The organism is Rahnella sp. BIGb0236, assembly GCF_004364755.1.
Lineage (GTDB): Bacteria > Pseudomonadota > Gammaproteobacteria > Enterobacterales > Enterobacteriaceae > Rahnella > Rahnella victoriana.
Genome location: NZ_SOAO01000002.1, coordinates 334,275 through 359,869 on the forward strand (window position 1 = coordinate 334,275; position 25,595 = coordinate 359,869).

General features: G+C 54.6%; 23 protein-coding genes. 7 read left to right on the forward strand and 16 right to left on the reverse strand.

The window, feature by feature from the left end; genetic code table 11:
* Positions 1-355 precede the first annotated feature (355 nt).
* From EDF78_RS05065 to sdhC, 4 genes are read right to left on the reverse strand one after another with little or no spacing between them, the layout of a single operon-like run.
* Positions 356-1,072, reverse strand: coding sequence for a succinate dehydrogenase iron-sulfur subunit (locus EDF78_RS05065; protein WP_013576440.1), 717 nt, complete (start codon positions 1,070-1,072; stop codon positions 356-358).
* Positions 1,073-1,091: 19 nt separating this feature from the next.
* A complete protein-coding gene (gene sdhA / locus EDF78_RS05070; protein WP_131692630.1) occupies positions 1,092-2,858 on the reverse strand; it encodes a succinate dehydrogenase flavoprotein subunit in 1,767 nt (588 codons plus the stop codon).
* A 3-nt stretch (positions 2,859-2,861) separates the two neighbouring features.
* Entirely contained in the window at positions 2,862-3,209 is a 348-nt protein-coding gene (gene sdhD, locus EDF78_RS05075) for a succinate dehydrogenase membrane anchor subunit (protein ID WP_095921202.1), read from the reverse strand.
* Entirely contained in the window at positions 3,203-3,592 is a 390-nt protein-coding gene (gene sdhC / locus EDF78_RS05080) for a succinate dehydrogenase cytochrome b556 subunit (protein ID WP_015698116.1), read from the reverse strand. The genes sdhD and sdhC overlap by 7 nt, the downstream gene beginning before the upstream one ends.
* A gap of 875 nt (positions 3,593-4,467) precedes the next feature.
* On the opposite strand from sdhC, the gene EDF78_RS05085 reads away from it, so the two are divergent.
* Positions 4,468-5,751: a citrate synthase gene (locus EDF78_RS05085; RefSeq protein ID WP_095921201.1), complete on the forward strand. Its 1,284-nt coding sequence runs from the start codon at positions 4,468-4,470 to the stop codon at positions 5,749-5,751.
* Positions 5,752-6,337: 586 nt separating this feature from the next.
* Positions 6,338-9,196: an autotransporter outer membrane beta-barrel domain-containing protein gene (locus tag EDF78_RS05090; protein WP_243839418.1), complete on the forward strand. Its 2,859-nt coding sequence runs from the start codon at positions 6,338-6,340 to the stop codon at positions 9,194-9,196.
* A 49-nt stretch (positions 9,197-9,245) separates the two neighbouring features.
* Here the strand turns inward: EDF78_RS05090 and nei are convergent, their stop codons facing one another.
* The 5 genes from nei to pxpB are packed head-to-tail and all read right to left on the reverse strand — an operon-like array spanning position 9,246 to position 13,031.
* Positions 9,246-10,040 carry an endonuclease VIII gene (gene nei / locus EDF78_RS05095; protein ID WP_133822683.1) on the reverse strand — a complete coding sequence of 265 codons (795 nt, stop codon included), beginning with the start codon at positions 10,038-10,040 and terminating at the stop codon, positions 9,246-9,248.
* On the reverse strand, positions 10,040-10,690 hold the full coding sequence (pcp, locus tag EDF78_RS05100; protein ID WP_119826608.1) for a pyroglutamyl-peptidase I: 651 nt from the start codon (positions 10,688-10,690) through the stop codon (positions 10,040-10,042). The genes nei and pcp overlap by 1 nt, the downstream gene beginning before the upstream one ends.
* Positions 10,691-10,715: 25 nt before the next feature.
* Positions 10,716-11,453 carry a 5-oxoprolinase subunit PxpA gene (gene pxpA / locus EDF78_RS05105; protein ID WP_133822684.1) on the reverse strand — a complete coding sequence of 246 codons (738 nt, stop codon included), beginning with the start codon at positions 11,451-11,453 and terminating at the stop codon, positions 10,716-10,718.
* Entirely contained in the window at positions 11,443-12,372 is a 930-nt protein-coding gene (gene pxpC / locus EDF78_RS05110; RefSeq protein ID WP_095921196.1) for a 5-oxoprolinase subunit PxpC, read from the reverse strand. Before pxpC ends, pxpA begins: the two co-directional genes overlap by 11 nt.
* On the reverse strand, positions 12,366-13,031 hold the full coding sequence (gene pxpB / locus EDF78_RS05115) for a 5-oxoprolinase subunit PxpB (RefSeq protein ID WP_133822685.1): 666 nt from the start codon (positions 13,029-13,031) through the stop codon (positions 12,366-12,368). Before pxpB ends, pxpC begins: the two co-directional genes overlap by 7 nt.
* 225 nt (positions 13,032-13,256) lie before the next feature.
* Between pxpB and EDF78_RS05120 the strand changes: the two genes are divergently transcribed.
* Entirely contained in the window at positions 13,257-14,702 is a 1,446-nt protein-coding gene (locus EDF78_RS05120) for an MFS transporter (protein WP_133822686.1), read from the forward strand.
* A gap of 117 nt (positions 14,703-14,819) precedes the next feature.
* Here the strand turns inward: EDF78_RS05120 and EDF78_RS05125 are convergent, their stop codons facing one another.
* The 7 genes from EDF78_RS05125 to EDF78_RS05155 all read right to left on the reverse strand — a co-directional run bounded on the left by EDF78_RS05125 (position 14,820) and on the right by EDF78_RS05155 (position 20,791).
* The gene (locus EDF78_RS05125) at positions 14,820-15,563 is read right to left on the reverse strand and encodes a type 2 GTP cyclohydrolase I (protein ID WP_133822780.1); all 744 of its coding nucleotides are present in this window, start codon (positions 15,561-15,563) and stop codon (positions 14,820-14,822) included.
* A gap of 72 nt (positions 15,564-15,635) precedes the next feature.
* Positions 15,636-16,148: a DUF5384 family protein gene (locus tag EDF78_RS05130; protein WP_229920941.1), complete on the reverse strand. Its 513-nt coding sequence runs from the start codon at positions 16,146-16,148 to the stop codon at positions 15,636-15,638.
* 12 nt (positions 16,149-16,160) lie between these two features.
* Complete coding sequence (locus tag EDF78_RS05135; protein WP_095925084.1) at positions 16,161-16,634, reverse strand: hypothetical protein; 474 nt, start codon at positions 16,632-16,634, stop codon at positions 16,161-16,163.
* A gap of 258 nt (positions 16,635-16,892) precedes the next feature.
* Positions 16,893-17,873 (reverse strand): MBL fold metallo-hydrolase, encoded by a 981-nt coding sequence (locus EDF78_RS05140; protein WP_133822687.1) that lies wholly within the window; start codon positions 17,871-17,873, stop codon positions 16,893-16,895.
* 33 nt (positions 17,874-17,906) lie between these two features.
* Positions 17,907-19,337, reverse strand: a complete 1,431-nt coding sequence (phrB, locus tag EDF78_RS05145) for a deoxyribodipyrimidine photo-lyase (protein WP_133822688.1) — start codon at positions 19,335-19,337, stop codon at positions 17,907-17,909.
* A 10-nt stretch (positions 19,338-19,347) separates the two neighbouring features.
* Positions 19,348-20,301, reverse strand: a complete 954-nt coding sequence (locus tag EDF78_RS05150; protein ID WP_131692637.1) for a 2-thiouracil desulfurase family protein — start codon at positions 20,299-20,301, stop codon at positions 19,348-19,350.
* A gap of 283 nt (positions 20,302-20,584) precedes the next feature.
* The gene (locus EDF78_RS05155) at positions 20,585-20,791 is read right to left on the reverse strand and encodes a YbfA family protein (RefSeq protein WP_095921190.1); all 207 of its coding nucleotides are present in this window, start codon (positions 20,789-20,791) and stop codon (positions 20,585-20,587) included.
* 303 nt (positions 20,792-21,094) lie between these two features.
* On the opposite strand from EDF78_RS05155, the gene EDF78_RS05160 reads away from it, so the two are divergent.
* The 4 genes from EDF78_RS05160 to kdpC are packed head-to-tail and all read left to right on the forward strand — an operon-like array spanning position 21,095 to position 25,595.
* On the forward strand, positions 21,095-21,184 hold the full coding sequence (locus EDF78_RS05160) for a K(+)-transporting ATPase subunit F (RefSeq protein WP_071823630.1): 90 nt from the start codon (positions 21,095-21,097) through the stop codon (positions 21,182-21,184).
* Complete coding sequence (kdpA, locus tag EDF78_RS05165) at positions 21,185-22,873, forward strand: potassium-transporting ATPase subunit KdpA (protein ID WP_133822689.1); 1,689 nt, start codon at positions 21,185-21,187, stop codon at positions 22,871-22,873. It begins immediately after the preceding gene.
* Between the two features lie 43 nt (positions 22,874-22,916).
* On the forward strand, positions 22,917-24,983 hold the full coding sequence (gene kdpB, locus EDF78_RS05170) for a potassium-transporting ATPase subunit KdpB (protein ID WP_133822690.1): 2,067 nt from the start codon (positions 22,917-22,919) through the stop codon (positions 24,981-24,983).
* Positions 24,984-25,016: 33 nt separating this feature from the next.
* Positions 25,017-25,595: a potassium-transporting ATPase subunit KdpC gene (gene kdpC / locus EDF78_RS05175; RefSeq protein ID WP_195817015.1), complete on the forward strand. Its 579-nt coding sequence runs from the start codon at positions 25,017-25,019 to the stop codon at positions 25,593-25,595.

A 25,595-nucleotide genomic window follows, 5' to 3' on the forward strand; every position in this document is an offset into this window, starting at 1 on the left:
ATATTGACCGTGATACACCGCGGTAAAACGGTTTTCCATACTAAAACAGTTCGTTGGTTGAGCGGTTGGCTCTTCAAGGAACCTTCAGAAATCCGCCAGATGCGTGACTGATTTTTGAAGTTACCCTGCGTGTTTCTGCTGCCTTTCCGGGGTGTGTTTATCTCCCTGATTTTGACCCGGCTATCTTACTCCAGTCAGGCGCAACTTTGTTGCACTTGTTGCTACTTTGTTATTAAAAATTTAATTATTTGCTATCACTGCCTCAGTTACCACATTTGTAACTAAAGAAAGCGCAAAACCGGTGGTAACGAAATAACAGCGGGAACCTGAGTTCCCGCTGTGCGTGGCTTATCAATCAGGCACCGCGTTGTAGCAGCATCGATTTGATATGGCCGATAGCCTTGGTCGGGTTCAGTCCCTTCGGACATACACTCACACAGTTCATGATGCTGTGGCAGCGGAATACGCTGAAAGCATCGTTCAGATCGTCAAGACGCGATTGTGTTTCGGTATCGCGGCTGTCGATCAGGAAGCGGTAAGCGGCCAGAAGGCCTGCCGGACCGACAAATTTGTCCGGATTCCACCAGAACGAAGGACAGGATGTTGAGCAGCAGGCGCAGAGAATACATTCGTACAATCCGTCCAGCTTTTCACGGTCATCCGGCATCTGTAAATGTTCACGCGCCGGAGGATTTTTCCCATCATTCAACAGGTAAGGCTTAATCTTCTCATACTGCTTATAGAATTGTCCCATGTCCACAACAAGGTCGCGGACAACCGGTAACCCGGGCAACGGACGGATAACAATTTTCTTGCTGCCGTTACGCAGTGTCGACACTGGCGTGATACAGGCCAGACCGTTTTTACCGTTCATGTTGACGCCATCGGACCCGCAAACGCCTTCACGGCAGGAGCGGCGGAACGCCAGCGTCGGATCCTGTTCTTTCAGCAAAATCAGCGCGTCGAGCAACATCATGTCGCGCCCTTCTTTGGCTTCCAGCACATAATCTTTCATGTACGGCACGTCATCGACGTCCGGGTTGTAGCGATAAATCGAAAATTCAATTTTCATAATCTGTCTCCGCTCCGCCCTAGTAAGTACGCGCTTTCGGCGGGAACGCCGCGCGAAGCTTAGGCTGCATGTTCACCTCACGGCGGGTCATGCTTTCTGTTTCCGGCTGATACAGCGTGTGGCACAGCCAGTTCGCATCATCACGCTCAGGGAAGTCGAAGCGGCTGTGTGCGCCACGGCTTTCAGTGCGGTAGTTTGCGGAGACGGCGGTAGAGAACGCGGTTTCCATCAGGTTATCCAGCTCCAGACACTCAACGCGCTGGGTATTGAATTCTGATGACGTATCGTCCAGACGGGCAGATTTCAGACGCTCGCGGATCACTTTCAGTTCTTCCAGACCTTTCGCCATCGCATCACCTTCACGGAAGACCGAGAAGTTGTTCTGCATGCACGATTGCAGGTCTTTACGGATAGCCACCGGATCTTCACCTGAACGGGTGTTGTTCCAGCGGTTCAGACGTTCCAGAGACACGTCGATGTCATCCTGAGACGCTTCACGGCTTTCGCCCTGCTCGGTAATGGATTCCTGCAGATGCATACCCGCTGCACGGCCAAACACCACCAGATCCAGCAGCGAGTTACCGCCAAGGCGGTTAGCGCCATGAACGGATACGCAGGCGATTTCGCCGACCGCGAACAGACCCGGGATCACTTCATCCTGACCCTGTGCGTTAACACGCAGCGCCTGACCGGTCACTTTGGTCGGAATACCGCCCATCATGTAGTGGCAGGTTGGGATAACAGGGATTGGCTCTTTGACCGGATCGACGTGTGCGAAGGTACGCGACAGTTCAAGGATGCCCGGCAGGCGGGATTCCAGAACGTCTTTACCCAGATGATCAAGTTTGAGTTTGGCGTGCGGGCCCCACGGACCTTCGCAGCCACGGCCTTCACGGATTTCGATCATGATGGAACGCGCCACCACGTCACGACCCGCCAGGTCTTTGGCATTCGGCGCATAACGTTCCATGAAACGTTCGCCGTCTTTATTCAGCAGATAACCGCCTTCACCACGGCAGCCTTCTGTCACCAGTACCCCTGCACCGGCGATACCGGTCGGGTGGAACTGCCACATTTCCATGTCCTGCACCGGCACGCCTGCACGCAGCGCCATGCCGACACCGTCACCGGTATTAATGTGGGCGTTGGTGGTGGACTGATAAATACGCCCTGCACCGCCGGTCGCCAGCACAGTCGCTTTGGCTTTGAAGTACACCACTTCACCGGTTTCGATACAGATAGCGGTACAACCGACGATCGCGCCGTCCTGGTTTTTCACTAAATCCAGTGAATACCATTCGGAGAAAATCGTGGTGCCGTTTTTCAGGTTCTGCTGATACAGCGTGTGCAGTAACGCGTGACCGGTACGGTCAGCCGCTGCGGCAGTTCGTGCCGCCTGCTCGCCGCCGAAGTTTTTCGACTGGCCACCAAACGGACGCTGATAGATACGACCGTCTTCAAGACGGGAGAAAGGCAGCCCCATGTGTTCGAGTTCCAGAATCGCTTCCGGCCCGGTTTTACACATATATTCAATGGCGTCCTGGTCACCGATATAGTCGGAACCTTTTACGGTATCGTACATATGCCATTCCCAGTCATCCTCATGGGTGTTACCCAGCGCGACGGTGATACCACCCTGCGCTGACACCGTATGGGAGCGGGTCGGGAAGACTTTAGAAATCAGGGCACAAGACAGCCCCATTTGTGAAATTTGTAATGCGGCACGCATACCGGCGCCACCTGCACCGATAACGACAGCATCAAACTCTCTGACTGGCAGATTCATTTACTACGCTCCCCAAACAACAATTGTTCCGTAAAGTAGGTAAACCACTAATGTCACGACAATGGCCAGTTGCAGCACAAGCCGGACAGCTACCGGTTTCACATAGTCCGTTAACACCTGCCACATGCCGATCCACGCATGGATCAGAATCGACAGCAGCGCCAGCAGTGTGAATACTTTGGTGATGGAGGAAGAGAAGAAGCCATGCCAGACATCAAATGTCAGTTCCTGAGCCAGAACCACGAAGCCCAGAATATAGAGGATGTACAGGGTGAGGATGATGGCGGAAGCACGCAGTAACAGCCAGTCGTGCACACCATTGCGCCCTAACGCAGAAACGTTGCTTACCATACGAGGACTCCAGCCAGAATTGACAGCACGACGGTCAGACCGATTGCCACCTGGGCAGAACGGGTACCGGCAGCCAAACTCTCTTCGATATAGCCAAAATCCATCAGCAGATGGCGGATGCCACCGCAAACGTGATAGGCCAGCGCAGTGAGTATTCCCCAAAAGATGAATTTGACGAAGAAGCTATTCATGATGGCGGCAGCATGTGCAAACCCTTCAGGAGAAGAGAGAGACAGGCCTAACAGCCAGAGGAGGATACCGACGGCGACGAAGGTAATTACGCCAGAGACTCGGTGTAAGATGGACGCTATCGCAGTAACAGGAAACCGGATCGTTTGCAGATCCAGATTGACAGGTCTTTGTTTTTTCACGGTTTTGCCCACACAGCTCTTATTATTTTACTTCCTCCGGCCCGGAGCAGTATGTCAGACAGCACCCTTTCCTTCGTTCTTGTCGCTGTGGGTGCGTTGGCTGCGCGCGCTCACCCTAATCACTGACCTATGTCAGCTCATAGGGATTCGGTTGCTTGCCGTCTTCCCACAACACCAATAACTTTGGAAAGCTGAGCTAAAAGCTCATCAGTTTTCGCGCTCAAAGGACGACATCCAGTGTGCTTAAAAGGCGCGATAAACGTATTTTCGTAGCCGTAACGTAAAGGGCGAAGAAAATGATGCTGGGTGCTCCTACTTCGGATTGCCCGGAGACCTTGTAGGAGTATAGGTTGATCACATTCTTATTACAATTGCCCTACAAATGCTTTATTCACATTTCTCCGAAACAGTGAGTTAGCTCTCACTTTCCATAAAAGACACAAAATAAATTATCGAGTTTGACATTTGATCAACATTTCCATTACAAATGAGCTATCCCTATAGGACTGTGATTCTGAGCACATACCGGCTATGCCCTCTCGCACCAAAATGGTGAAAGTTTCTGAAGAATCAGTGGATCACACAATCAACATACGGGGTCTTCCCTGATGGCCCAAGTTATGCAAAAGTGGTGATTGTGTAAATCCTCATACTCTTCACAGGTACTGAGCGACAGAACAGTAATGATTTACCGAATCGTTAACAACGATGAAACGCCGCTTGTTTGTCACAGAGCAGTCTGAGACTGCACTTCGACTCAGCTCTACGTTCCCTTCCCATTCGATCGCAGAGCTAAGGCTGACAATAATAATGACCTTACAAGGCGTCGCTTCCAGGCATTTCTGTTGTTACTGATTTTTAAAAATAAGGCGCTAAGGAGACTGTAAATGGCTGATAAGAAAGCGACACTTACCCTACAAGGTCACGACCCGATTGAACTAAACGTGCTGTCCGGCACGCTGGGCCAGGATGAAGTGGATATCCGCACCCTCGGTTCTAAAGGTCTTTTCACCTATGACCCCGGTTTCACCTCTACTGCATCCTGCGAATCCAAAATCACCTATATCGACGGTGAAGAAGGCATTCTGTTGCACCGTGGTTTCCCGATTGACCAGCTGGCACAAGAATCCACGTTCCTTGAAGTGAGCTATCTGCTGCTGAACGGCGAAGTGCCGACGCAGAAACAGTTTGACGAATTCAAGACCAATGTCACCCGCCATACCATGGTGCATGAGCAAATTACCCGTCTGTTCCACGGCTTCCGTCGCGACTCTCATCCGATGGCGGTGTTGTGTGGCGTAACCGGCGCACTGGCCGCGTTTTATCACGACTCCATCGACGTCGAAAATGAACGTCACCGTGAAATCGCCGCTTACCGTCTGCTGTCCAAAATGCCGACCGTGGCCGCCATGTGTTACAAATATTCTATCGGCCAGCCGTTTGTGTATCCGCGCAACGACCTGTCTTATGCCGGTAACTTCCTGCACATGATGTTCTCCACGCCGTGTGAAGAATATAAAGTGAACCCGATTCTGGAACGCGCCATGGATCGTATCCTGATCCTGCACGCTGACCACGAGCAAAACGCGTCAACATCCACCGTGCGTACCGCCGGTTCTTCCGGCGCGAACCCGTTCGCCTGTATCGCTGCGGGCATTGCGTCCCTGTGGGGACCGGCTCACGGCGGTGCCAACGAAGCGGCGCTGAAAATGCTGGAAGAAATCAGCAGCGTGGATCACATCCCTGCATTCGTGAAACGCGCGAAAGACAAAAACGATTCCTTCCGCCTGATGGGCTTCGGTCACCGTGTTTATAAAAACTATGACCCGCGCGCCACCGTGATGCGTGAAACCTGTCATGAAGTGCTGAAAGAGCTGGATCTGAAAGACAACCTGCTGGAAGTGGCGATGGAACTTGAGCACATTGCGCTCAACGACCCGTACTTCATCGAGAAGAAACTGTACCCGAACGTCGATTTCTACTCCGGCATCATCCTGAAAGCGATGGGCATTCCGTCCTCCATGTTCACCGTGATCTTCGCGATGGCCCGTACCGTAGGCTGGATTGCACACTGGAGCGAAATGCATCAGGAAGGCATCAAAATCGCCCGTCCTCGTCAGCTGTATACCGGCTACGACAAACGCGATTTCCATTCTCAGCTGAAAAAATAAGTCCTCCGCAATATATAAGGCCGATGAATAACTCATCGGCCTTTTTTTATTTACTATCTCCGCGAATTCTTAATCGTATATTTAGACATCTTAATAATCCTAAATATTAACGCCATTAATTGACGCTTTACATTTCGTGATATATCCTCCCCAGAAATTTGTCATGTAATTAAAACGATGAGTCATTATTATGATTCCATATTAACTCGTTAGATAAAAACAACGATTAACTGGAACAGGTAATACAAACACGCCATTATTCAACACAGGACATTCTGACATGGAAGAAAATCGGAACGGCTCGCATTCGTTTAAAAAAACATTATTATCTACGGCTATATTAAGTCTTTTATTGCCCGCCCCGGCAACATTTGCAACAATCACTTTTTCAAGTGGCCAGTCAACCTTCAGTGACTTTCAGTACTCGACTTCCGAAGCGGGAGATCATGCATACACCATAACTGGTCAGGGAACTGAACTCTTAATAGAAGGCCTAACTGATGAAACAGTCATATCTACAACCGGCAACGAAGCCTATGCCTTCAATATTATTACTCAGGGCAAGCTGATACTTAACTATGCTGACGTGAGCACAACAAATACCAGTAAGACATTTAACATAAAAAGTGGCGGCTCCGCCGAAATTTATAACGCAGATATTAGTTCAGGGAAAAATGGCAGCAGCGTTATTTATGTTTCAGATAACAATTCCACCTTGCTCGGTGATGATATTCGAATAAGTAGTGACGCGACTCAGGCGGTAGGGATTGATATTCGCGCAGGTGCTCGTGCGAATATCAGCAATGTAAATATTGAATTATTAGTTGACGGAAAAAGAGCAGTCTCTGTTGAAGAAGCATCTGCTTATATTAACGGACTCACTATTAATCAGCAATCTGCGGGATCTCCCGAAAGTCAAAGTGCTATTTATGCCTTAGGGGGAAAAAATACCGTCATTGCTGACGTCACCATCATTGATGGCAACGTTCAATTAACAGGCACCAACAGTTCCATCGTCGATGCAAATGCCTACAGTAAGGTCAGGTTAGACGGCGGCATTTATGAGGCAAATGGCAATAATACCAGCGGATTTAACATTGCGGCGTCCAGCGCAACGTTAACAGCAAGTAACCTGCAACTGACGACACACGGCGCAAATTCCGAAGCAATAAATGCACGTGGAGATACCGGGTTAGACCATGTCACCGTCACGACAACAGGCGACAGTTCCTATGCGTTATACGTCGATTCTGGCGAATTATCAGATACACCCAATGCGCAACCGGTGACCTTGACCGGCAAAGATATGCACATCATCACAACAGGCGTCAGTTCAGCCGCGGTGGTCGCTGCCCGTACAGGGATTATGGATCTTGATGGTGCTGAGATTACAACCAGCGGAAGAAACAGTAATCTGCTGGTTGCGATGAATGATTCTACCCTTGAAGCCAACGCGGTTAAGGGGAATTCAACCGGCGAAGGTGCGTCCGCTATCCGTTCCTATGCCAACAGCCAGATGACCATCAGCAACAGCGAGTTATCGACCACCGGTGCATTAGCAAATGGCATTTATGCGCAGGGTTTTAATGCAGACCATCAGGCCGTCGTGACGCTGGATAACAGCGTTGTCAGCAGTGCGGCCAGTGAGGGAATACTCGCCGAGGGGGCAAATACTCAGATAAATGTGAATAACGGATCAACCGTGCAAAGCGGAAACGGCGTGCTGCTGAAAGCCAGGAGTTATACCAGTACCAGCACCGGCATCACCACGCAAAGTCAGGTGAATTTATCTGCCAGTGGTTCCCGTATGGAAGGCGAAATCATTGCCGATACCGGCAGTGTTGTGGATGTGTATCTTAACAGCGGTTCGGAATGGGAAGGGGTGACGGGCAGTACCCAGAGTGTCAATATTGATGATACCAGCCAGTGGACGCTGACCGGTGATTCTACGATTTCGCAGATGAACTCCGGCGGCACTACCCTCTTCACTCACAGCGGTAATGATTACTCTGAGCTCACCGTGAACGGCGATATGACCGGCGACGGCGTTTATCGCATCAATACTTATCTGGATGACAGTAACTCGCCGACAGACCAAATCCATGTCACGGGCGACGTGACGGGAAAGAATACCCTGTATGTCACCAGCACCGGCGGGAGCGGTAACTATACGCTGGGCAACGGTATCGAAGTGATCACCGTAGCAGGCACCAACATTCAGGGAACGGATGCCTTCGCGCTGGGTAATTCTGTTTCAGCCAACGCCTTCAACTATGGTCTGCGTAAAGGTGATATCACCACCGGTGAGGGCGAAAACTGGTACCTGAGCACCTGCACGAATTATGATTGCACCACACCGATCCCCGATCCTGATCCTATCCCTGACCCGACACCGGATGACAATCCCGACGATAATCCTGACGATGTCCCTGACGATGTTCCGGACGATATCCCTGACGATATCCCTGACGATGTTCCGGATGACAACCCGGATGTGAACCCAACCCCGACGCCAGCCGATGACAACCTGCCATGGCGCGAGGAAGTGCCGGGGTATATCGCCGCACCGGTGCTGAACATGCAGTACGGCTTCGATGCCATCGGCACTTATCACCAGCGTACCGGTGGCGATGTGCTGCATAAAGACGGCGCATGGGGCCGGATTGTCGGCACGCACACCGAAAATGACGCAGGCCGTTTCAGCTATGACACCGATACCTGGTTCGCGAAGTTGGGTATGGATCTGATGTGGGATAAAGACGCAGAAAACACCGAACGCAGCGCCGGTATTCTCGTGACACTCGGACGCCAGAATACCGACGCGCAAGACAGCCTTCGCAGCAACAACCCGCTGTATTCCGTACAAACCGGCAGTATAGACAGTGACATCTACAGCTTCGGCGGTTACTACACGCTGAAAGCGCAGGATGGCGGCTACATTGACGCGGTGGGCATGGGCAGCTGGTATAAAAACAGCTATGACAGCACGCATGATGCGGATCAGGACGGATATGGCATCGCTTTATCGGTCGAAGCGGGCAAGCCTTTTACCTTGCATGAAAATCTGAAAATTGAACCGCAGGCGCAGGTGATCTATCAGTATCTGAATCTGGACGATTTCAGCGATGGCATCAGCCATGTTTCCGGCGTCTCCACCAGCAATGCGCAGGCGCGCGGCGGTGTGCGTTTATTCCTGGATAATCCGACCTGGACGCCCTACCTGACGCTGGATGCCGTCACCACGATCGGCAATGAACCGGATGTGCAAATCGCCGACAGACGTCTGAAAGCCGAATTCAGCGACAGCTGGTGGCAGAGTGGCGCAGGTCTGGCGGGTAAACTTGGTGAAAACACCACGATTTACACCGACATCCGCTACCAGAAAGGTTTCGATTCGGATATGGAAGGCTACAGCAGCAATCTGGGTGTGAAAGTCAATTTCTGACCCTGCTCTCCTTTCTTAAGGGCACTCGGTGCCCTTTTCTTTTCATCCGCTACACCTGACACACCGGGCACCAGAAAAACGGTCGCGATGACACACTGGTTTTCATGATCGGATCACCGCAACGTTCACACGGCAGGCCCGTCCGGCCAAACACCTTAAAACGAAACAGCGCACCGTGATGCACATTTTCATCCATCGTGCCGCGTGTGGCATAGGATAACCGCGCAACCGACAAACAGGCATCCGCCAGCGAATCCAGTTCCATTTCATTCAGTTCTTTGGGTTTATGTTCCGGCAGCAGCTTCGCCAGCCAGAGAATTTCCGCCCGCAGATAATTACCCAGACCCGCCAGAAACGCCTGATCCAGCAGCATTCCGCCTAACTGACGGTTGCGGAATTTTGGCGAGAGTAACCGCTCACGAACCTGCGCGACCGTCAGACGCTCATCCAGCACATCCGGCCCGATGCGTTGCAGGAACGGATGCCTTTCGATATCCACCGTATCGTAAATACCAATCTCCGACGCGCTGTAAAGCAGGATCGCCGCGTCGGTGGTTTGCAGTTTCACCCGCAGCGACCGTTTGGTTTCTTTCGCCACTTCACCGGCATTCAGTACCCGCCAGACACCGTAAAGCTGATTGTGGCTGTACAACGTCAGGCCATTGGAGAAGTGCGTCAGCAGGGCTTTTCCGCGTGTTTCAATGGCGGTGATGGTGGTTCCGCGCAACGCAGACTGATAGGGTTGCAGCGACGGAAACGCAAACCAGGCTTCCGTCAGGGGCTTATTCACCACCGCTTCTGACAGCAAATCAGCCGCGCGCCGGATTTCAGGACCTTCTGGCATCAGTGAGTCGCACCCTCTGCAATTTTCAAATCTTGTTCCGTGTGCAGCGCGATGGCGATAGTCAGCTCAAGGGCGTTGAGGACAGTGTGTACTGACATACTTGGCGCGCCGGGATGTTGCGCAGCCTGTTCCGGCAGATAAGGAATATGGATAAAACCGCCCTTCACCACGTTGCAGGCCGGTTGCGCCAGACGGTGCATCAGGCCGTACATCACATGATTACAGACGTAGGTGCCTGCGGTCTGCGACACGGAAGCCGGAATACCCGACTCGCGCAATCCGCTGACGATGGTCTTGAGCGGCAGGGTGGAAAAATACGCCGCCGGACCGTCTGCGACAATGGGTTCGTCTACCGGCTGATGGCCGTCGTTGTCTGCAATACGGGCATCATCGACGTTAATCGCCACACGTTCGAGGCTGAAATCACATCGCCCGCCCGCCTGACCGACGCAAATCACCATTTCCGGCAGCACGTCATCAATCGCCGCATTCAGCGCATCAATCGCTTTACCAAATACGCACGGCAACTGACGGACCACAATCTGCGCACCGGATAATTCCAGATCGCCCAGTTGTTTCACCACTTCCCATGAAGGATTGACACGTTCGCCGCCAAAAGGCTCAAAACCGGTAACTAATACTTTACGCATAGGGACTCCCCGGAAACTGCAAAAATCAGCCTGCGCTGACCTGAATAGCCTGCTCATTAAATGCCGCACGCAGACGACGCGCAAAGGTCAGCGCGTGCTCACCATCACCGTGAAGGCAGACGGTATCGGCGTTAACCGGCACCCAGACGCCTTCGCGGCTGAGCACTTTTTTCTGCTGCACCATCGCCAGCGTCTGATCCAGCGCCATTTCGTCGCTTTCGATCATCGCATCCGGCTGACTGCGCGGCACCAGCGTACCGTTGTGCTGATAACGCCGGTCGGCAAACACCTCCTCGCGGGTGGTAAGACCGAGACGCTCACCGGCGCGGATAAGCTCACTGCCCGCCAGCCCGACCAGACGCAATGCGGGATCGACGTCATACACCGCGCGGGCAATGGCATCCGCCAGCACGGCATCGGTCGCAGCCTGGTTGTACAGCATGCCATGTGGCTTCACATGCACCATCTTTCCGCCCTGCGCACGGGTGATGGCGGCCAGTGCCCCCAGCTGATACACCACCTGCGCATACACCGTTTCGGCAGGCAGTTGCATGGCGGTGCGGCCAAAGTTTTCCCGGTCGGGAAACGACGGATGTGCGCCAATCGCCACGCCGTATTTCAGCGCCCAGCGAACCGATTGCTGCATGGTCTGCGCGTCGCCGGCGTGAAATCCGCAGGCAATATTGGCGGAGCTGACCAGTTGCAACAGCGCCTCGTCATGGGCACAGCCTTCGCCCAGATCGGCATTCAGATCAACGATCATACAACCCCCGTTTAATCTGTTCGATAAAGAGTGACTGCTCACGCAGCGCTTTCTGCGCCTCTTCCGGCGTGCATTTAACAAAGTGAACCGGCTCGCCAAGGCGGATCTGCGCCAGATTGTACAAATCGGCTTCGATGACGCAGGCGATACGCGGATAGCCGCCGGTGGTCTGGGCATCGGCCATCAGCACAATCGGCTGGCCGCCATGCGGCACCTGCACCACGCCGGGCAATAAGCCGTGCGAGAGCATCTCGCGGTCGGTTTCGCGTTTCAGGGTGTGGCCGTGCAGACGGTAACCCATGCGGTTACTTTGCGGGCTAAGCTGCCACGATGCGCGCCAGAATTCTTCCCGCGACTGCGCACTGAATTCCTGATATTCCGGCCCCGGCAGCGCACGGATGCGGTTACCGAACAGCAGCTGTTTGATGCCACCGGCAATTTTCGGATGATGGAAAGTATCGCCGGTCGGCAACATATCGCCGTCCTGCAACGGACGCCCGTGGAAGCCGCCGAAACGGGCTTTCAGATCGGTGCTGCGCGATCCCATCACTTCCGGCACATCAATGCCGCCGGAAATCGCCAGATAGCTGCGCATCCCGCGCACCGGCGTTTTCAGGGTCAGTACCTGGCCCGGCCTGACCGCATAGCGCCAGCCGGTCCAGACGTCTTTGCCGTCAAGCTGCGCGTGACAGCCCGCACCGGTCAGTGCGATCCAGCCTTCGCGGTGAAACTCGGCACTGAATTGTCCGAGGGTGATTTCCAGCCCGGCGGCATTTTCATCGTTGCCGACCAGCAGGTTAGCGATACGCAACGCCGGTGTATCCAGCGCACCGGACTGACTGACGCCCTGCTGGCGATAACCGTTGCGTCCCATATCCTGCACCGTGGTGAACATCCCGGCGCGTAAAACCTTCAGCATACGCCCTCCTTTTGCGGCACGAAACGCACGCTGTCACCCGGTAACAGCAAGGTCGGCGTCGCACGCAGCGGATCAAACATCGCCAGCGGCGTCTGCCCGATCAGCTGCCAGCCACCCGGCGTCACCAGCGGATAAATTCCGGTCTGACTGCCGCCGATCCCAACCGAACCGGCAGGCACCGACAATCGCGGTTCGCCGTGACGCGGCGTCGCCAGCGTTTCCGGCATACCGCCGAGATAAGGAAAACCGGGCTGGAAACCGAGAAAATACACGGTGTAATCCGTCCCGGCATGGCATTCCACCACCTGACGCGGCGTCATGCCGGTATGGTGCGCCACGTTGTCCAGATCCGGCCCCTGCACACCGCCGTAAATCACCGGAATTTCGATCAGCCGCGATTCCGGCTCGATGGCCTCACTTTCTTCCCACCAGTTTTGCAGACGCTCGATGGCATCCAGCGCGGAACTTTGCGCCTCGGTGAGTAATACCGTCAGATTATTCATACCGGGAATGACTTCGCGTACGCCCGGATAGGTGGCGCGATCCTGTAAACGTTGCGCCAGCCCCCAAATTCGCTGCTGGCTTTTCAGCGATACCGGCGGTTCCAGCTCCAGCACTACCGCGCGTTCACCCAGCAGGTAACATCGTGCTCGTTGCACTCAGACACTCCTCAAAGAAGGGTTGTGGATCATCGGGTTATTCATCAAATCAATAGCGTGAGATTTGTTATCAGTTATGCGGGAAACAGAGTGCTGATGTCAACTCATCTGCCCGTTTGCGCGGGACACTGAGGTTTCGCCCGCCGCCTGCACCTGCTACTCTCAGAAATGTTGCTGTTTTTTTAGCGTTTGGATAACGCCTTCGTTACACAATAGGGATGGCCTGTGAGAAAACCATTAGCACTCTTTTTTCCGCTCTATACCACGACGTTACTGATGCTGCTGGGTTCCGGCCTGCTGACGACTTATATTTCCCTGCGTCTTTCGGCGGTTCACGTCAGCGGCGCGATGATCGGGGCAATCATTGCGGCCAACTACATCGGGCTGGTGATCGGCGGCAAAGTCGGCCACATCCTGATCGCCCGCGTCGGTCACATCCGCGCTTACGTTTCCTGTTCCGGGATCATCACTGCCGCCGTGCTGGGTCACGGCCTGACGGACATCATTCCTGTCTGGGTGGTGCTGCGCCTGATCATCGGCTTATGCATGATGGTGCAATATATGGTGCTGGAAAGCTGGCTCAATGATCAGGCGGAGGCCAACCAGCGCGGCGTGGTATTCGGCTTTTATATGGTGGCATCTTATCTCGGCATGGCGCTCGGCCAGGTGGTGCTGATGCTCAACAGCGATTTAGGCGTCAGTACGCTGATCGTTATCGCGTTATGTTTCGCGCTATGTCTGGTGCCGATTGCGCTGACCACCCGCACCAACGTCGGCCATATGTCTCCGGCGCCGATGGAACTGAAATTCTTTATTGGGGCGATCCCCAAAGTGCTGGCGATCACGCTGTTAATCGGCATGGTCGTCGGTTCGTTCTACGGACTCGCGCCGATTTACACCAGCCAGCAGGCACTGAGCACGCAGCAAACCGGCCTGTTTATGGCGCTGGCGATTTTCGCCGGGCTGCTGGCCCAGTTTCCGCTCAGCTGGTTGTCGGATCGCTATAACCGCAACATGCTGATGCGCATTAACGCCATTCTGCTGGCAGTGGCTGCCCTGCCGCTGGCGCTGGTCAGCCACATTTCGTTTCCGCTGCTGCTCGGTATCGGCTTTGTCGTCAGCCTGATGCAGTTCACGCTGTACCCGCTGGTCGTCGCACTGGCGAATGACATGATTGAACCGGAACGCCGCGTGTCGCTCTCCGCTTGTCTGCTGATGGCCTTTGGCGTCGGTGCCTGTATCGGCCCGCTGGCGGTTGGGGCGCTGATCCAGCCATTAGGCGGCAATATCCTTTACGCCTTTTTCGCCCTGTGTGGGGCCGGAATTGTGGCACTGAGCCGGACGTCGAAGAAAGAAGAAGAAACCCAGATGGCAGTCGATGCGCCGGTGCCGCACATCGCCATGCCGGACAGCCTGAGCAGTTCTCCGCTCTCTCCTGCACTGAATCCGGCCTTTGATGAGCAGATGATTCAGGAGACCATGCCCGCGCCGGAAAACGTCGTTGAACCGCAGGTTGAGGAAAGCGAAGCCGCAGAGGAAGAGGAAGAAGAGGAAAGCAAGTATCCACCGCAGGGCGCAGACCCTGAAGTGGATACCGGATTACAGCGGGCGTTTACCCTGCTGGAAGACAGCGTGCCGGATGAGTCATCGGATAAAACGCCTCAGAAATGAGGGGCGTAATCGTTGCAGTCAGTTTGGATCCGGCCAGCGCACAGGGACAGGAGCGTACAGTGAGTACGTGACTGTCACGCGCACTGCCCGGATTCAAAATGGCAAATAAGATAGCCCCTAGGCAGGGTTATCAATGTCGATAAACATGACGTCTAACCCATGCTCATTTTGCAGCCATTCGCCCAGCGCTTTCACGCCATAACGTTCGGTGGCGTGATGGCCTGCGGCGAAGAAATGCAGCCCCATTTCGCGGGCGATGTGTATGGTTTGTTCGGACACTTCACCGCTGATGAAGGCATCGACGCCAAATTCCGCCGCTTTCTGAATATAGCCCTGACCGCCGCCGGAACACCATGCCACGCGGCGGATTTCAGCCGGGGCATTCTGTGAGCTGTGCAGCACGTTGCGATCCAGCGTGACTTCAATCCGCTGGCGGAATTCCTCACCGGTCAGCGGTTTTTCCAGTTCACCGTAGGGCAGCAAAATAGCGATTTCACCCTGCACGGTGATACCGAACAGTTTTGCCAGTTGCGCGTTATTGCCGAGTTCCGGATGTCCGTCCAGCGGCAGGTGGTAGGCGTACATGTTGGTGTCTGTCGCCAGCAGGGTTTTGAGACGGTTGCGTTTCATGCCACGGATTTCCGTCGGCTCGTCTTTCCAGAAATAACCGTGATGCACCAGCACCGCGTCCGCTTCAACGGCTATCGCGGCATCCAGCAGATCCTGCGACGCCGTCACGCCGGTGACCACGCGCTGTACTTCGCGACGTCCTTCGACCTGCAATCCGTTCGGTGCGTAATCTTTGTAATTGCTGATATCCAGTTTCTGGTTAATCAGCTGTTCAAGCTGGAGGTTGTTCATGGCGTTCCACTCTTCATTAAATATCGCCAGAGGATAACGCAAGCGGCGGCCCGACAACAGCCACCGGGCCGGTTAGTTAAACCATTTTCCGGCTTTAATTTCCTGCGCCTTGCCTTCACTGATCATCTTCGCCTGACTGCCCTGTGACAAATTGCGGTTAGCATCCGCCTGAGACTGGGTGACATCCGTCTGTGCAGCCTGCTGTTTGAGATCCTGCGCAATAAACTCATTTTCATGCGCGGTACGCGCCTGCAGTTGCTGCAATTCCAGTTTCTTTTTATCCACATTTAACTGTCGTAGCTGATCTTCATAATTCTGATCGCGGTGTTTATCTTTTAACCGCTCGGCTTCCCGCGCTCTGGCGCGTGCATTGGCGGCGGCAATCCGTTTATTACGCTCGGCCTCACGGTAACGGTAATAAGCCTCTTCGCGGGCCTGATAATCATCCCATCGTGCCTGCTCTTCCGCCTGCCCCTGATTTTCTGCCTGCGCGACATTCGATAATTGTTGCTGTAAATCGGCTGAAAAAACGGCAGCCGGAGACACTGAAAGGAATAACATCAGTAATACAATTTTATTTTTCATGATATCCCTTGTTTATTTTCCAGCCGGACAAGTGCTGTTTGGCTGAATACGGGTTTCATTCTTTTGCGTCATAAAGACTACAGCCAGCCCATTAGTAAACTGGCAGGCGCGCCCGACCTGAACCGAAGTATATATTTTCGTATCATCTTTATAACTGAGGCTGACCCCTTCCACCGTATTACGGCTGTTCACCGCAGAGCCGGTGACGCCGCCAAGCGTAGCCCCGCCCACCGCGCCACCGACCGCCGCCAGATCACCGCCATGCCCCAGCGCATAGCCCGCGACACCGCCGGCGATAGCGCCCAGAACCGAGCCTACCAGCGTGGCGGTATTCCGGTTATCCTGATTATTGACCGTTATTTTGGCAGGTAAGACTGAAAGTATATTGACCGTACGCGTTTCCTGTCGCGTATTTAACTGGTCAGTGGTAAAGGTATCCGCAGCATATTGATCGGCATTAGACTGACAGCCGGTTAATAAAGCCATTAACACGAAAGATGAAACCGCTATTTTTGTTTTCACAATTATTCCCTGTGGTTTATGTTCTTTATTATCAGAACACCTTGCGGGAATAATACGGCGGAGAATTTTTACCTGCTGTCAGGATTTGTCTTTCGTCATGACGAATTCTTTACACTTAATCCATAATTCATGTTCCGAAGCCCGTTGCAGAGTTTTCATTTCTCCACAATTGACTCGGAACAATCTTAATTAAAAATCAGGCCAGAATAAGGGGGTAACGCATCAGAATTTCAGCCGTTCACCCTGCTGCATCCGCACAAACTTCACCCCCAGATTATTGCCTTTTTCCAGCTGCGCCATGATGGCTTTTTCAGGATCGGCACCGGCCTGCAGGGTCGGTTTAACGTGGCTGATGATCACGGTCAGGTCTTTCAGTGAACCCTCGCCGCCCGCAGAGTTTTGCAGATGCGTCAGTTCTTTTAACAGCCAGTCAGGGGTGAGGTGCCCGAACAGTTTGCTGTCAGGCACGCCGTCGGGATAAGAGGTTTCGATAATGATGCCTTTCAGGCGTTTGGCTTTGATTTCGTCGCCCAATACGCGCCAGACGGTATCGAGATTTTTGGATTTCTCGACCTCATCCGGGCCGGTGTCACCGAAGAAAGCAAACGACGCATTATTGCGGCTGATCAGGATCATGCTGGAAGACGTGCCGCCATGGCTGAGCGGATAAAGGGTGCCATCCAGACCGGTCAGGCCGAGGGAGAATCGCTGTGCCGGACGCTGCTGATTCAGGCGATAGGTGCCGATGCGAAAACCGCTGCCGGAGTCGGTGAAATTCGGCCAGACGCGGCCATTGAAGTAATGCTGGCGCAGCGTGCCGATGGTATCCGCCGTGCCGTAAATCGGTTTTTTACTGTCTTCCGGCGAGCTGATGATCAGCCCCGCCAGATGGTCGAGATGGCCGTGGCTGATAAAGTATCCGCCAATCAGATTGCGGAACACCGCACCCTGCGGCGTCAGTGGCGCAGCGTTTTCACCGGTCACCTCGGGAAAACTGCCTTTGGCCAGAGCCTGGCGGATGCCCGGCAATACCGAACCGGCATCCAGCCCGAGATACAATTTCTGATCGTCACTTTTAATCAGATACGAGGTCAGATTGCCCTCTTCCACCCCGCCGTTCACGCCCAGCGCCACCACATCGAACGCCGCAGTGGCCTGTCCCGCCCAGCACGCCAGCATCAGCGCCAGCAGGTATTTTTTCATCACATCGCTCCTTGTCGTGGTGAGAGACAAACGTCAGTCTGCCCGGTTTTTCGCGGCCTCAAAGGCGGCAAGCGTGTCTTTTCGCGCCCGCGCGTGATCAATCACCGGCAGCGGATAGTCTAGCACGCGATGATGTTTTTCTGCCCAGCGATGCGGGGTGTGAATGTCTTTTTCCGGCACATCCGACAATTCTGGCAACCAGGCCTTGATAAAACGTCCGGCTTTGTCAAAGCGTTCGCCCTGCGTCGTCGGGTTGAAAATGCGGAAATACGGCGCGGCGTCGGTACCGGTGGACGCGCCCCATTGCCAGCCGCCGTTGTTCGCGGCCAGATCGCCATCCAGCAGTTGCGACATAAAATAGCGTTCGCCTTCACGCCAGTTGATCAGCAAATCTTTCACCAGAAAACTGGCGACAATCATGCGCAGACGGTTATGCATCCAGCCGGTTTGATTGAGCTGACGCATTGCCGCATCGACGATGGGATAACCGGTTTTTCCCTCTTTCCATGCCTGCAGATCATCCGGCGCATGACGCCAGCGCACGTTGTCAGTCCACGCAACAAACGGCTGATGTTTGCAAAGCTTCGGCCAGGCGACGATCAGATGACGGTAAAACTCCCGCCACACCAGTTCATTCAGCCAGCCAAACGCGCCGCCGTCGGTTTTCTCCAGAACGTGCTGGCACTCCGTGCGCAGACGGTTCAGACACTGGCGCGGCGACAACACACCAATCGCCAGATACGGCGATAGCGAACTGGTGCCGTCAACGGCGGGTAAATCGCGCTGTTCGAGATAATCCTGTACCTGTTCACGACAAAAACTCCGCAGCTGATGTCGCGCGGCGTCCTCGCCAATCGCGAAGTCTTCACCGATATCTGCCAGCGGATAATCAAAGGGCATCAGCCGGTGCATCACTACTTTTCCCTGATGTTCGCGGGCTTGCGGCGCAGGCAGGGAGCGGCTGTCCGATTCGGTCAGACGGGATAAAAAGGCCCGGCGAAACGGCGTGTAAACCTTGTACATTTCATTGTTGCCGGTGGTCACGGAACCCGGCGGCAACAGCAGACTGTCGTCAAACGCATGGCAGATAACGGATCCGTCCACGGCCATTTCTGCCGCGTCATCCCGTTGACGCTCGTTGATTTCATACTGTTTGTTGTAAAACAGCGCATCGACGTTTTCGGTTTTACAGAAATCCTTCAGCCAGTCCACGCTGCCCGCAAAATCATTGCACTGATGGTAATGCAGCGGGATACCGCGTTCCGCCAGCGCATGTTGCAGTGCCTGAAGATGCTGATAAATGAACATCGCCTGCCGTGGCGCCATTTCATGCTGCTTCCACTGATCCGGCGTGGCAATAAAAACAGCAATTACGCGGGCATGCGGATCCTCACAGGCAGCATGTAACGCGCGGTTGTCGGTTATCCGCAGATCATTACGGAACCAGACTAAATGCGTGGTCATAATTTTCCTTTTAATGTCCGTATCGAAGTTTTAAGGCTTCCGGGTAAGGCTCGAAATAACGCTGATCAGCCAGATAAGCATCCGGATATTCCGACATGTAATGTTTGAGCAACGTGATGGGTGCCAGCAGCGGCTGCACGCCCTGACGGTAGCGGTCGATCAGGCCCGCCAGCTCCTGACGCTGTGGCGAACTCAGCTGTTTACGGAAATATCCCTGCACATGCATCAGCACATTGGTGTGATTACGGCGCGTGGCTTTGTGACGCAGCAGGTTCATCAGCCGCAGGCGGTATTCGTCAAAGTATTCCTCGAGGGATCCCCACTCTGCCATCGCGGCGACAAAGCGCCCCAGTTCACGGTATTCCGGCTGAGAGTGGGCCAGCAACGTCAGTTTATAACGGCTGTGAAACGCCATCAGTTTGCCGCGCGTCAGGCCGCTTTCCCGCAACTGATTCAGTTCGAAAAGCGTAAAGACCCGTTCGACAAAATTCTCGCGCAGCACCGGATCGTTGAGGCGACCATCTTCTTCCACCGGCAGCCACGGATGCTGTTTCATCAGCTCAGCGGTATAAATCCCGACACCGGCTTTTTTGGCGTCTTTACCGTTGGCGCTGTACACCCGCACCCGCTCCATCCCGCAGCTCGGGGATTTCGCGCAGACGATGTAGCCGCAAAGACCGGCCAGCGGCGCCACACGTTTTTCCGCGTATTGCTGCATTTTTTCAGTAATGTCGATGCTCTCGTCATTACTGAAACGCATCACCACACTGTCGTTCATCTTCACCAGACGCAGCGCCGGACGCGGCGTCGGTAAGCCGATCGCCATTTCCGGGCAGACCGGTTCAAACCGCACATACGGCGCGAGTTGCTCCACCGCAAACGCCAGACGTTTATGCCCGCCATCGAAGCGGACATTTTCACCCAGCAGGCATGCACTGATACCTATCGGAATTGTTTTCATCATTGTCTGCGCCTTGCGTTGGAAGAAGAAAAGGAAGGCGGCATTAACTCATCACCTTCATGTATAACCCTAGCACAAGTTATACATAAAAATAATGTTGTACAGGTTTATCGACAGGCAATAAAAAACCCCGTCGGGAAAACGGGGTTTCTGGCTCCTCCCCCTGCGAAGGGGGAGGATGGGAGGGGGTTTAGCAGACTGAACAACGGCTTACGCAGACTTCAAATCGTGTGTTTGACCTTAATACCCCACCCCAACCCTCCCCTTCGCAGGGGAGGGAGCTGAATTAATAAAAATCTTGTGTCGCCATTTCAGCGTGACTCAGCCACACCGGCTTATCGCTGGTTTTCATCCAGACGCGGTGTAAATAGCTGTAAAAACGGGCGCGGTCAGCGCGGAACAGCATGACCGGCAGTGCCAGAACACCGGCAGCAATAACAAAAGCGCGGCGGGCCAGTATGCGGGTCATGGTATATGGCGTGTATTCATTCATCGCGTTGCTCCTGTGAAATTTGGAAAGTTTTCGGAAACTGTAAGTTGCGAAAAATATACCGCAATTGATGAAATTTTACTACTCATCTGACCACTTAAAAGTGTAAATTTTCGCCAAATTTACCCTATTGCTGTAATTGAGTTACAGAATGGTTAAATAAATACGTAATTAAAGTTTCTTTATGGTTTCATTTTTGCGCATTTTTATACTTTTTTTACACTGCGGTTATGTTTCTTTTCAGGATCTTTTCCCGCCTTTCCCTATTCTCGCCACAACATAAAAACACACCTGTGGAGGTGGATTGTGAGTGTTGGCGTAATCTGCGGCGCATTACTGGTTCTTCTGCTGCTCGGCTATCTGGTTTATGCCCTGCTGAATGCGGAGGATTTTTAAATGGCTGCGACCGGTTTCTTACTGATTGCCAGTTTTATGCTGGTGCTTTTGCTGCTGGCAAAACCACTGGGACACTTTATTGCTCAACTGATTGAAGGACAGCCCGGCGCATTTTTACAGCGCATTGAGAACGGCGTTTTACGTACCTCTGGCAGCAGCACGGCTGAAATAAACTGGTGGCAGTACGCGCTGGCGATCATGGTATTCAACATTCTGGGCATTATCGTGCTGACGGCCCTGCTGATGGCACAGGGCGTATTGCCGATGAACCCGCAGCATTTTGGCGGGTTGTCCTGGGATCTGGCGTTCAACACCGCTGTCAGTTTCGTGACCAATACCAACTGGCAGGCGTACAGCGGCGAAAGCACGCTGAGTTATCTCAGCCAGATGGCCGGATTAACGGTGCAAAACTTCCTCTCCGCCGCCACCGGTATCGCCGTTGCCTTTGCGCTGATCCGGGCATTTGCGCGTCCTTCGGCGCAAACCATCGGCAACGCCTGGACGGATTTATGGCGCATTACGCTGTATCTGCTTTTGCCGGTCGCGTTTCTGCTGGCGCTGTTTTTCGTCAGTCAGGGCGTGCTGCAAAACTTCGAAGCCTATCAGCACATTACCACGCTGGAAGGCCTGCAACAGACGTTGCCGATGGGGCCGGTGGCCTCGCAGGAAGCGATCAAAATGCTCGGCACCAACGGGGGCGGCTTCTTTGGCGCTAACTCCGCGCATCCGTTTGAGAACCCGACCGCTCTGACCAACATGGTGCAGATGCTGGCGATTTTCATCATCCCGTGCGCGCTGTGTTTTGCGTTTGGCCGTGTGGTCGGCGACAACCGTCAGGGTCACGCGCTGGTCTGGGCAATGTCGGTGATTTTTGTGGTGTCCGTGGTGGTGGTGATGTACGCCGAACTCAAAGGCAATCCGCACTTCACCGCGCCTGGCATCAGCAGCAATTTCAATATGGAAGGCAAGGAAAGCCGCTTCGGCATTCTGGCTTCGGCGATGTATGCGGTCGTGACGACAGCGGCCTCGTGCGGCGCAGTCAACGCCATGCACGATTCCTTTACCGCGCTGGGCGGCATGGTGCCGATGTGGCTGATGCAGATTGGTGAAGTGGTGTTCGGCGGTGTGGGTTCCGGCCTGTACGGCATGCTGCTGTTCGTCCTGCTGACGGTGTTTATTGCCGGGCTGATGATTGGCCGCACACCGGAATATCTCGGTAAGAAAATCGACGTTTACGACATGAAGATGACCGCGCTGGCGATCCTGGTCACGCCGACGCTGGTACTGCTCGGCACCGCACTGGCGCTGGTCACCGATGCCGGTCGTGCAGGGATTTTAAACCCCGGTGCACACGGTTTCAGTGAAGTGCTGTACGCCGTATCTTCCGCCGCCAATAACAACGGCAGTGCTTTTGCCGGGCTGAGCGTCAACACACCGTTCTACAACCTGCTGCTGGCAGCCTGCATGTTCTTCGGCCGCTTCGGGGTGATTATTCCGGTGCTGGCGATTGCCGGTTCACTGGTGGTGAAAAAGCGCCAGCAGGCAGGCAACGGCACCCTGCCCACCTCCGGCCCGCTGTTTATCGGTCTGCTGGTCGGCACCGTGTTGCTGGTCGGCGCGCTGACCTTTATTCCGGCGCTGGCGCTGGGACCGGTCGCGGAACATTTGCAGGTCTGGTCCGCACAGTAATGCTGCGTAACCCGTTGAACTGATGAATATAGAGACGAAAAAAATGAGTCGTAAACAACGTGCGTTATTCGAACCTCGCCTGATCCGCACTGCCCTGCTGGATTCGGTGAAAAAGCTGGATCCCCGCGTTCAGTGGCGTAATCCGGTGATGTTCGTGGTGTATCTGGGCAGTATCCTGACCACGCTGATCTGGCTGGCGATCCTGATGCACCGTACCGACGGCAGCGCGGCGTTTACCGGCAGCGTGTCGCTATGGCTGTGGTTCACCGTGCTGTTTGCCAACTTTGCCGAAGCCCTGGCGGAAGGCCGCAGCAAGGCGCAGGCGCAGAGCCTGAAAGGCGTGCAGAAAACCAGCTGGGCGAAAAAAATCTACGAACCGCGCCCTGAATCACCGGTGATCAAAGTCGCCGCCGATACGCTGCGCAAAGGCGATTACGTGCTGATCGAAGCGAGCGATACCGTGCCGTGCGACGGTGAAGTGCTGATCGGCGGTGCATCGGTGGACGAAAGCGCCATTACCGGCGAATCCGCACCGGTGATCCGCGAATCCGGCGGCGACTTCTCCTCGGTCACCGGCGGGACGCGCGTGTTGTCCGACTGGCTGGTGGTTGAGTGTTCAGCCAACCCCGGCGATACCTTCCTTGACCGTATGATTGCGATGGTCGAAGGCGCTAAGCGTCGCAAGACGCCAAACGAAGTGGCGCTGACCATTTTGCTGGTCGCCCTGACGCTGGTGTTCGTACTGGCGACGGCCACGCTGTATCCGTTCTCGCTGTTCAGCGTTAACGCCAGCCACGCCGGTATTCCGGTCACCATTACCGTACTGGTGGCGCTGCTGGTGTGTCTGATCCCGACCACCATCGGGGGCTTGCTGTCGGCCATCGGCGTGGCAGGCATGAGCCGCATGCTGGAAGCCAACGTCATCGCCACCAGTGGCCGCGCGGTGGAAGCTGCCGGTGATGTGGATGTGTTGTTACTCGACAAAACCGGCACCATCACGCTCGGTAACCGTCAGGCATCGCAGTTCCTGCCCGCGCCTCAGGTGACGGAACAGGAACTGGCCGATGCCGCGCAGTTATCGTCGCTGGCCGATGAAACGCCGGAAGGCCGCAGTATCGTGGTGCTGGCGAAGCAGCGTTTTAACCTGCGTGAACGTGATATTCATTCGCTGAATGCGACTTTCGTCCCCTTCTCCGCGCAGACCCGCATGAGCGGCGTCAACGTCGGTGAGCGCAGCATCCGTAAAGGTGCGGTGGACGCCATCCGCCGCCATGTGGAATCCAACGGCGGCACCTTCCCGAAAGCCGTCGATGGGCTGGTGGAAACTGTGGCGCGTAAAGGCGGCACGCCGCTGGTGGTCGCCGAGGGCGCGAAAGTGCTGGGCGTGGTCGAGCTGAAAGATATCGTCAAAGGCGGCATCAAGGAACGTTTCGCCGAGCTGCGCAAAATGGGCATCAAAACGGTGATGATCACCGGGGATAACCGGCTGACCGCTGCCGCCATCGCCGCCGAAGCGGGCGTCGATGATTTTCTGGCAGAAGCCACGCCGGAGGCCAAACTGGCGTTAATTCGTCAGTATCAGTCGGAAGGTCGGCTGGTCGCCATGACCGGCGACGGCACCAACGATGCGCCCGCACTGGCGCAGGCCGATGTGGCGGTGGCGATGAACTCGGGGACGCAGGCGGCGAAGGAAGCCGGGAACATGGTCGATCTCGATTCCAACCCGACCAAGCTGATTGAAGTGGTACATATCGGTAAACAGATGCTGATGACGCGCGGATCGCTGACCACTTTCAGTATCGCCAACGACGTGGCGAAGTATTTCGCCATTATTCCGGCAGCGTTTGCGGCGACCTATCCGCAACTGAATGCGCTGAACGTGATGCATCTGACGTCGCCGTCGTCGGCCATTATGTCGGCGGTCATTTTCAACGCCCTGGTGATTGTGTTCCTGATCCCGCTGGCGCTGAAAGGCGTGAGCTATAAAGCCATGAGTGCCGCCGCGCTGCTGCGCCGCAACCTGTGGATTTATGGTGCAGGCGGTCTGCTGGTGCCGTTTGCCGGTATCAAGCTGATCGACGTGATCCTGACCGTTTTACATCTGAGCTGATTGTTGAGGAAGACCATTATGTCCGTTAAAAAAATGTCCTATGTGCGTCCGGCTCTGGTGATGACGGTGCTGCTGACGCTGGCGACCGGCGTGGTGTATCCGCTGCTGACCACCGGTGTGTCTGAGCTGGTGTTCCGCCCGCAGGCAATGGGATCGCTGATCAAAGACAGCGGCAATAAGGTGATTGGCTCTGAGCTGATCGGGCAGAACTTTACCCGCAATGAGTATTTCCAGGGACGCCCGTCCGTTACCGCCGATTCACCGTATAATCCGCTGGCATCGGCGGGGAGCAATCTGGCAGCCAGTAATCCGGCATTGGATCAGGCGGTAAAAGACCGCGTGGCGGCGCTGCGCAAAGCCAATCCGCAAAGCCCGGCGACAGTGCCGGTGGATCTGGTGACCGCCAGCGGCAGCGGGCTGGATCCGCAGATTTCCGTTGACGCGGCGCAATGGCAGGCACCGCGCATTGCAGCCGCGCGCGGTCTGCCACTGGCGCAAGTGAATAAATTGATTGATGATAATACATCATCGCCGCTGATTGGTTTCCTCGGCCCGGACGTGGTTAACGTGCTCGGGCTGAATCTGGCGCTGGATGAACTGAAAGCTCAATAA

Bases quoted from the DNA above. Each gene is read 5' to 3' on its own strand.
- EDF78_RS05065 (WP_013576440.1), bottom strand. From the start codon at position 1,072: ATGAAAATTGAATTTTCGATTTATCGCTACAACCCGGACGTCGATGAC.
- sdhA (WP_131692630.1), bottom strand. From the start codon at position 2,858: ATGAATCTGCCAGTCAGAGAGTTTGATGCTGTCGTTATCGGTGCAGGT.
- sdhD (WP_095921202.1), bottom strand. From the start codon at position 3,209: ATGGTAAGCAACGTTTCTGCGTTAGGGCGCAATGGTGTGCACGACTGG.
- EDF78_RS05085 (WP_095921201.1), top strand. From the start codon at position 4,468: ATGGCTGATAAGAAAGCGACACTTACCCTACAAGGTCACGACCCGATT.
- nei (WP_133822683.1), bottom strand. From the start codon at position 10,040: ATGCCAGAAGGTCCTGAAATCCGGCGCGCGGCTGATTTGCTGTCAGAA.
- pcp (WP_119826608.1), bottom strand. From the start codon at position 10,690: ATGCGTAAAGTATTAGTTACCGGTTTTGAGCCTTTTGGCGGCGAACGT.
- pxpA (WP_133822684.1), bottom strand. From the start codon at position 11,453: ATGATCGTTGATCTGAATGCCGATCTGGGCGAAGGCTGTGCCCATGAC.
- pxpC (WP_095921196.1), bottom strand. From the start codon at position 12,372: ATGCTGAAGGTTTTACGCGCCGGGATGTTCACCACGGTGCAGGATATG.
- EDF78_RS05125 (WP_133822780.1), bottom strand. From the start codon at position 15,563: ATGAACAACCTCCAGCTTGAACAGCTGATTAACCAGAAACTGGATATC.
- EDF78_RS05130 (WP_229920941.1), bottom strand. From the start codon at position 16,148: ATGAAAAATAAAATTGTATTACTGATGTTATTCCTTTCAGTGTCTCCG.
- EDF78_RS05135 (WP_095925084.1), bottom strand. From the start codon at position 16,634: ATGGCTTTATTAACCGGCTGTCAGTCTAATGCCGATCAATATGCTGCG.
- EDF78_RS05140 (WP_133822687.1), bottom strand. From the start codon at position 17,873: ATGAAAAAATACCTGCTGGCGCTGATGCTGGCGTGCTGGGCGGGACAG.
- phrB (WP_133822688.1), bottom strand. From the start codon at position 19,337: ATGACCACGCATTTAGTCTGGTTCCGTAATGATCTGCGGATAACCGAC.
- EDF78_RS05150 (WP_131692637.1), bottom strand. From the start codon at position 20,301: ATGATGAAAACAATTCCGATAGGTATCAGTGCATGCCTGCTGGGTGAA.
- EDF78_RS05155 (WP_095921190.1), bottom strand. From the start codon at position 20,791: ATGAATGAATACACGCCATATACCATGACCCGCATACTGGCCCGCCGC.
- kdpA (WP_133822689.1), top strand. From the start codon at position 21,185: ATGGCTGCGACCGGTTTCTTACTGATTGCCAGTTTTATGCTGGTGCTT.
- kdpB (WP_133822690.1), top strand. From the start codon at position 22,917: ATGAGTCGTAAACAACGTGCGTTATTCGAACCTCGCCTGATCCGCACT.
- kdpC (WP_195817015.1), top strand. From the start codon at position 25,017: ATGTCCTATGTGCGTCCGGCTCTGGTGATGACGGTGCTGCTGACGCTG.